Annotated in this window: 5 protein-coding genes; 4 read left to right on the top strand and 1 reads right to left on the bottom strand. The window is 72.8% G+C overall.

Annotated features, from left to right (window positions below; all coding sequences use genetic code 11):
* Both AB0A74_RS12450 and AB0A74_RS12445 read left to right on the top strand, forming a co-directional pair.
* Window positions 1-1,624, top strand: a 1,624-nt coding sequence (locus tag AB0A74_RS12450; protein WP_358248894.1) for a DUF2339 domain-containing protein, incomplete at its 5' end; no start/stop codon positions are given.
* Between the two features lie 264 nt (window positions 1,625-1,888).
* Window positions 1,889-2,911 carry a PQQ-binding-like beta-propeller repeat protein gene (locus tag AB0A74_RS12445; protein ID WP_358248893.1) on the top strand — a complete coding sequence of 341 codons (1,023 nt, stop codon included), beginning with the start codon at window positions 1,889-1,891 and terminating at the stop codon, window positions 2,909-2,911.
* Here AB0A74_RS12445 and AB0A74_RS12440 read toward each other — a convergent pair.
* Window positions 2,908-5,013 (bottom strand): MMPL family transporter, encoded by a 2,106-nt coding sequence (locus AB0A74_RS12440; RefSeq protein ID WP_358248892.1) that lies wholly within the window; start codon window positions 5,011-5,013, stop codon window positions 2,908-2,910. The genes AB0A74_RS12445 and AB0A74_RS12440 overlap by 4 nt on opposite strands.
* 125 nt (window positions 5,014-5,138) lie before the next feature.
* Between AB0A74_RS12440 and AB0A74_RS12435 the strand changes: the two genes are divergently transcribed.
* Both AB0A74_RS12435 and AB0A74_RS12430 read left to right on the top strand, forming a co-directional pair.
* Complete coding sequence (locus tag AB0A74_RS12435) at window positions 5,139-5,876, top strand: TetR/AcrR family transcriptional regulator (protein WP_358248891.1); 738 nt, start codon at window positions 5,139-5,141, stop codon at window positions 5,874-5,876.
* A 22-nt stretch (window positions 5,877-5,898) separates the two neighbouring features.
* On the top strand, window positions 5,899-6,879 hold the full coding sequence (locus AB0A74_RS12430; RefSeq protein WP_358248890.1) for a hypothetical protein: 981 nt from the start codon (window positions 5,899-5,901) through the stop codon (window positions 6,877-6,879).
* The last annotated feature ends 4 nt before the right edge of the window (window positions 6,880-6,883 follow it).

Genomic DNA, 6,883 nt, shown 5'->3' with positions numbered 1-6,883 from the left:
GCCGCCGATGCCGCGGTTCCCGCTGCCGGCCGCGCCCCCACCGCCTCCGTCGTGGGGCGGCCACCCGCTGCCGCCCGTGCCGCCCCGACCCTCGCTGTTCGACCGGCTCAGCCAACCCGGCGCGGGCAGCAAGCTGCTGGCCTGGGTCGGTGGCGCGGTCACCCTCCTCGGGGTCGTCCTCCTCCTCGTCCTCGCCGTCCAGCGCGGCTACCTCGGCCCCGTCCCGCGCGTGATCGGCGGCGCGCTGCTGGGCTCCGCGCTCGTCGCCATCGCCCTGCGCATGCACCGCGGCGAGCACTCGCGCTCGGGCGCGTTCGCCGTCGCCGCCACCGGGTTCGCCGTCCTCTACCTGGACGTCGTCGCCGCCACCTCGATCTACGGCTACCTGCCCGAGGGCGCCGGCCTCGCCGCCGGGCTCCTGATCGCCGCCGCCGGCCTGCTGCTCGCGATGCGGTGGAACTCCGCCCTCTTCGCGTCCGGCGTCGTGGGCGCGTGCGCGGTGTGCGCGCCGGTCCTCACCGACGGGTTCACGCCGTTGCTGGTCGGGTTCCTGCTGGTCCTGAAGATCGCCGCCAGTCCCGTGCACCTGCGCAAGGACTGGCCGTCGCTGGCCGTCACCGCGGGCGTCCCGCCGCTGCTGGCCACGCTGCTGGTCATCGGCCACACCCGCGACCCCCGCACGCTCGCCGGACTGGCCCTGCTCGCCGCGCTGGTCGGCGTGGCCGCCGCCGTCGTCACGGTCCGGGTCCGGCCGGACGACGTGCCCGCGCTGGGCCTGGCCGTCGGCTCGCCGCTGCCCGCCCTGCTCACGACCGTCGTGCTGGACAAGACCTGGGGCGCGGGGCTCGCGGGGGCCGTCGCGGTCGTCCTGCTCGGGCTGTGGGCGGTCGGCCGGCGGGCCCTGCCCTCGACGTTCACCGCCGGCGTCGGCGCGGTCGGGGTGCTGGCGCTGTTCGTGTCGACCGCCCTCGCGCTGGACGGCAGCGCCCGCGCCGGCGTGGTGCTCGGCGAGGCGCTGGTGCTGGCCGTGCTCGCCGAACGGCTCCGGTCGCGCGGATCGCTGCTCGGCTCGACCGCCTTCGCCGGCATCGGCCTGGTCATGACCCTGGCCGACGCGGTCCCGCTGGAATGGCTCCTCGACGAACCGTGGCGCCCGATCAGCCGCGGCGACCTCGTGACCGGGCTGCTCGCGGCGCTCGTCCTGGCGTTGACCGCGATCGCGCTGCCGTGGGCGGCGGTGCGGCTGGGCGTCCTGGGCCGGCACCCGCTGCCGTGGATCACGGTCGGGCTGGTCGTGCTGTACGCGACGGCCGGGGTGGTGCTGTGCTCCGCGCTGCTGGTGTCGCAGGACGAAGCCGGGTTCCTGTTCGGCCACTCCGTCGTCACGGTCTCGTGGACCGTCGCCGCCCTGGTGCTGCTGGTGCGGGGCATCGACGTGCGGTCGCTGCGGGTCGCCGGACTGGTCCTGGTCGGCTCGGCGGTGGCCAAGCTGCTGCTGTTCGACCTGGCCGCGCTGGACGGCATCGCCCGCGTCCTTGCGTTCATCGGCGCAGGGCTGGTGCTCCTGACGGCGGGCACGCGCTACGCCAAGCTGGTGGCAACGCGACGAATTTCCGCTAATTAGGTCCAGTCGGGATCCAAAACCGAGCGCGGTGCGTCAACCTGGTGTAGTTCTACGTCGTCGGGGAACGACCACCGGTGCAGCGCACCGGCAGGGGTCCGGCGTCGGTCGTTTCGCCCCCCGAGCGACCGGCGCCGGGCACACCAACGCCGCGTGCTGCCGCCCGCCCCGCCGTCGCGGGCGGCAGTTCACTCGCTCCGGCAAAGAAATCACTCGTCGGTAGGACTCGACTGGAACGGCGTGGGCGGCAAGTGCTCCCATTCGCGCATGGTCCGACGACGAGCCGCCCTCCTCTGCGCGGCGCTGCTCGTCGCCACCGCCGTGGTCCCGGCGTTCGGTGAACGCCCCCAGCCCGCCGTGGTCACCGCCGCCGGCGCGCCCGCCCCGCTCGCGTACGTCCTCTCGCGGCACGGCCAGGTCCAGGTCCTCGACCCCGGCGACAGCACGGTCCGCGCCGAGGTGGACACCGGCGCGTGGGCCACCGGCGCGGCGGTCGCCCCGGACGGCACCCGCGTCTACGTCGTCAACGGCTACGCGGGCGTGATCACCGCCGTGGACCCGCTGGTCGGCAAGGTCATCGGCCGCATCCACACCGGCGCGCAACTGGCCCGAGCGGCCCTGCACCCCAACGGCGAGCGCCTGTACGTCACCGGCAGCGGCGTCGTGGCCGTGGTGGACACCCGCGACTTCCACCTGGTCGCCGCCGTCCGCGTCGGCCGGCAGCCGCAGGGGATCGCGGTCGCGCCCGACGGCGACCTGGTGTTCGTGGCCAACTCGCAAGACGGCACGGTCACCGTGGTGGACACGAAGTCGTCGTCGCCGGTCGCCACGATCCCCGTCGGCGGGCTGCCGCAGAACGTCGCGATCAGCCCGGACGGCGGCGCGGTCTACGTCAGCTCCCTGGAGGTCTCCGACCGCAGCGGCTCGGTGACGCTGATCGACCCGCTGACCAACCGCGTCCGCTGGAGCCAGAAGGTCGGCCGCGGCGCGGGCAGCGTCGCCGTCACGCCCGACGGCGAGCGCGTGTACGTGGCCCTGGACGGCGAGATCGCCGTCCTGGACACCACGACCTACGAGGTCGCCCACGTGCGGCGGGACGCCCGCAGCTTGGCCATCCCGCCCGGCGACCGCCGCGTCTTCCTGGCCTGCGGGAAGACGACGACGGTCCTGGACAGCACCGACAACGCGGTCCTGACGACGTTCCACCACAGCGCCCTGGACAGCACCCCGTTGCACGACAACGGGCGCGGCTTCGACGCGGTGGCCGTGGTCTTCGCCGGGAACCGCTAGACGCGCGCGGGCACCCGTTCGTCCTCCACCGGCGGGGCTTCCTCGTGGATGGCCATGCGCTCCTGGATCCGCTTCAACGGACCGGGCGCCCACCAGGCCGCGTTGCCCAGCAGCTTGAGCACCGCCGGCACGAGGATCATCCGCACCACGGTCGCGTCCAGCGCCAGCGCCAGGATCATGCCGACCCCGACGAACCGCATCATCGCGATCTGCGAGAACGCGAACGCGCCGGTCACCACGATCAGCAGCAACGCCGCCGCCGTGATCACCCGCCCGGTCTTGGCCAGGCCGGTGGCCACCGCCTCCTCGGTCGACGCGCCGCGTCCGCGCGCCTCGACCATGCGGGACATCAGGAACACCTCGTAGTCCGTGGACAACCCGAACACCATGGCCGCCATCAGCACGACGATGCCCGACTCCAGCGGACCCGGCGTCACGCCCAGCAGGTCGGCGCCGTGGCCCTCCTGGAAGACCCACACCAGCACGCCGAACGTCGCCGACAGCGACAGCGCGCTGACCACGACCGCCTTGATCGGCAGCAGGATCGACCCGAACGCCAGGAACATCAGCAGGAACGTGGCGCCGACCAGCATCAGCACCATCCACGGCAGCTCGGCGCGCACGGCGTCGAGGCTGTCCGACACCACGGCCGTGTTGCCGCCGACGAGCACCTCGTCGCCCGGCCCGTCCAGCGCCCGGACGTCCTTCATCGCCTGCTTGGCCTCGTCGGACAGCTGGTCCACGTCGAGGCCGGCGTTGACCAGCCACACGCCGTTCTTCGGCTCGGCGGCGATGGCGGCCTCGCCGATCCCGGGCACCGCGCCGACCCGCGTCGCGAACGCCCGCACGTCCGCCGGCGCCGGGTCGCCGGTGATCACGATCTTGATGTTGCCCGACGCCAGGCCGGGGAAGTCGTTGTTGATCGACTCGGCCGCGACGCGCACGGCGTTGCCCTCGGGCAGGACCTTCTCGGTGACCTGGCCGAACTGCACGCCGAGGAACGGCGCGCCCAGCGCGACGAGCACCGCGATGATCGGCAGCGCGAACAGCACGGGCCGCTTCATGACCACGCCGGCGAGCTTGCGCCAGCCGCGCTCGGACGGCTCGCCCTTCTTGCGCCACGGCATGGCGAGCTTGTCCACGCGGTGGCCGAGGACGCCCAGCAGCGCGGGCAGCAGGGTCAGCGACACGACCATCGCGATCGCGACCGCGGACATGCCGCCGTAGCTGAGCGACTTGAGGAAGCCGTGCGGGAACAGCAGCAGCCCGGACAGCGCGATGACCAGCAGCGTCGCCGAGAACACGACCGTGCGGCCGGCGGACATGACGGTCCGCCGCACCGCCTGCTCGGGCGTGCGGCCGGCGGCCATCTCCTCGCGGAACCGGCCGACGATGAACAGGCCGTAGTCGATCGCCATGCCCAGGCCGAGCAGGCTGGCGACGTTGACCGCGAACGAGTTGACCTCCGCGCCCAGCGAGATGGCGTGCAGCACGCCCAGCGACCCCATGATCGCCAGACCGCCGACCAGCACCGGCAGGGACGCCGCGACCAGGCCGCCGAAGATGACGATGAGCAGGAGCAGCACGATCGGCAGCGACACGGCCTCGGCCGTGGCCAGGTCCGACGACGACATGTCGTTGATGGCCTTCTGGGTCGGGATGAACCCGCCCACGACCTCGCTGATCCCGTCGACGTGCAGTTGGTCCTTGATCTGCTCGTACTGCTTGACGTGCGTGTTGGAGTCGCTGCCGCGCAGCGTGATCGCCACCAGCGACTTGCCCGCCTCGGGGGACGGGAACGGGTCCTGCACGGTCAGGACGGCGTCGGAGGGCAGGCCGGACAGCTGGGCGTCGATCTTCTGCAGCTGCGCCGGGTCCACCGTGTCGTACACGACGACGACGTCACCGCCGGTGCGGCCGAACGCCTGCTCGGCGACCTTGTTGGCACGGGCGGACTCGCTGTCCGGGGCGTCGTAACCGCCCTGGCTCAGCTTGTCGAACACCCCCAGGCCCCACACGCCGCCCGCGACGGCCAGCACCACCGTCGCGATGAGCACCACCCATCGGCGGCGGTACGCCAGCGATCCCCACTTCGCGAACAAAGCGTCCTCCCAGGCTGATGCGTTACGGTGGCGTGAATGGCGTGAACTTCGTAAACACCGTTCACTGAGATCCCCGCCCGACCGTACGCCCGGTGAACACCGTTTACAACCCGATGGGGTGACATATGACCGAGGCCACGCGCCGCGAACGGCTCCGAGCCGAGACGGAGCGCGACATTCGAAGGCAAGCACGTGCCCTGTTGGTGTCGCATGGTCGTGATGCTGTCACCCTTCGTGCCATCGCCCGGGAACTGGGCATCACCGCACCAGCGCTCTACCGGTACTACGACTCCCGCGAAGACCTGCTCCGCCGGCTCGTCGACGACATCTGCACCGACCTCGCGGTCGAGCTGGACACCGACCTGGCGGTCATCCCGGCCGACGACATCACCGCGCAGGTCTACGCCGTGTGCCGCGGCTTCCGCCGCTGGGCGCTGGCCCACCCGCAGGAGTTCGCGCTGGTGTTCGCGAGCACCGAGGCCACCCTCGGCATCTGCCGCCCGGACCAGCGCGCCCAGGTCGGCGACCAGTTCGGCCGGATCTTCCTGCAGGTGGCGGGCCGGCTCATCGCGAGCCACCCGGCCCCGACGCCACCGCACACCGACGTGCCGGAGAGCCTGCACGCCGACCTGGAGTCGTTCCGGGAGGTCCTGCTCGACACCGTCGCGGCCCAGGGCGAACCGGTGGACCCGGAGGTGCTGCCGCTGAGCGCGGTCTACCACATCACGCAGTCGTGGGTCCGCTTGTACGGGCACGTGGCCCTGGAGGTCTTCGGCCGGTTCCCGTTCGCCATCGGCAACCCGGAACCGATGTTCGACTCGATGCTGGCCCAGATCCTGGCCGAAATGGGCTTCACGGACTGACCCGGGACCGCACACTCGCGCTGTGGACGCGGCGGTGGGGGACTTCAAGCGGGTGCGGTTCAGCGCGTTGGTGCGCGACGACATGGCGGACGCCGTGGAGATGGGCGTCGATCCGGCGGTGTTCCCCGCGGTGGCCCGCCGGCTGCTGCTGCGGGCGGTCGTGCTGGTGCTGGTCGGTGTCGGGCTGGTCGCCTTCGCGATGGCCAGGGTCGTGGCCGCCTCGGCGGCCCAGGAGGACCTGCTGACCGACGGCGCGCGCACGCAGGGCCGGGTCGTGTGGGCCGACCACGCCAAGTTCGAGGTCACCTACCTGACCGACGACCGGCCGTGGTCCGCGCTGGTCGAGATCACCTCGGACCTGACCTACCGCGTGGGCGACCAGGTCGTCGTCCACCACGACCCGGACGACCCCGCCCGGTTGCGCACCACGTCCGAGCCCAACATCCCGTGGGACCGCGAACAGCCGCTCGTCGTGGCGCTCGTCCTGGCGATCTTCCCGCTCGGCAAGGGCGTGCCGTGGGCCGTGCGGTGGGCGCGGCGGCTGGTCGGGCGACCGCGGTGGCGGCACGGGTGGGGCGTGCTGGGCACGGCGGGCGGCGACCACCCGTACGGCGTGGTCACGCTCGACGTCGAGTACGACGAGGGCGACACCGAGCGGTTGTTCCTGACCAGGCCCGTGCGGGGCGCGCGGCCGGCGAGCCGGGACCGGTTCACCGGGGCCACGGAGGTGTGGACCACCGAACGGGGACCGCGGACGGCGTTGCTCGGGCTCGGCCCGGTGGCGGTGGCCGTGCGGCCGTTCGACGGCCGCCGCCGGACGCTCGCCGCGGGCTGGATCGGGTGGGGCGTGGCGCTGGGCGCGTTCGGGGTGGCGCTCGTCGGTGGCGCCTTCGGCTGGGGGCCGACGCTGCCGTTCACCGGGTGGACGGTGTTCGGCGTCCTCGGGGGGATTGGCATGATCGCCGGCGCGGTCGTGGCGGGTGTGGCGCTGGTCATCGAGTGACGCG

Source organism: Saccharothrix sp. NPDC042600 (genome assembly GCF_040647305.1).
Lineage (GTDB): Bacteria > Actinomycetota > Actinomycetes > Mycobacteriales > Pseudonocardiaceae > Actinosynnema > Actinosynnema mutabilis.
The sequence above is the reverse complement of the archived record's forward strand: the minus strand, read 5'-3'. Positions and strand labels throughout refer to the sequence as shown.